This is a genomic window from Gilvimarinus sp. 1_MG-2023, assembly GCF_030548285.1.
The window spans coordinates 1-259 of sequence record NZ_JAUOSC010001223.1 but is presented as its reverse complement, the minus strand read 5'-3'; the positions used below and the strand labels follow the sequence as shown (position 1 = coordinate 259).

The following is a 259-nucleotide window of genomic DNA, read 5'->3' as shown; positions in this document are numbered from 1 at the left end:
ATCCTGAATATAGGCACCCTGGAACTCGTAGTTTTCCTTGTCGGTTTCCAGCTTGAGCTCGTTTTCACGCCACTGGGCACTGTGTGCTTCCATCTCTGCTTTCGATGGTAAAGGAATACGGCCCATGATGACGTCACGGGTGTACCAGGCCTGGGCATCAAACATATTGAAGCTGTACCACTGGTCTTGCATGCCGAGGTAGAACAACTTGGTGTTTTCTTCCCAGACGACGCCTTTGTAGAGACCCAGAGGCCACAGG

General features: G+C 51.7%; 1 pseudogene. It reads right to left on the bottom strand.

The annotated features are described in order from the left end of the window. Positions 1-259 (bottom strand): annotated as a pseudogene (locus tag Q4563_RS20760) (NAD(P)/FAD-dependent oxidoreductase); the annotation flags it as partial.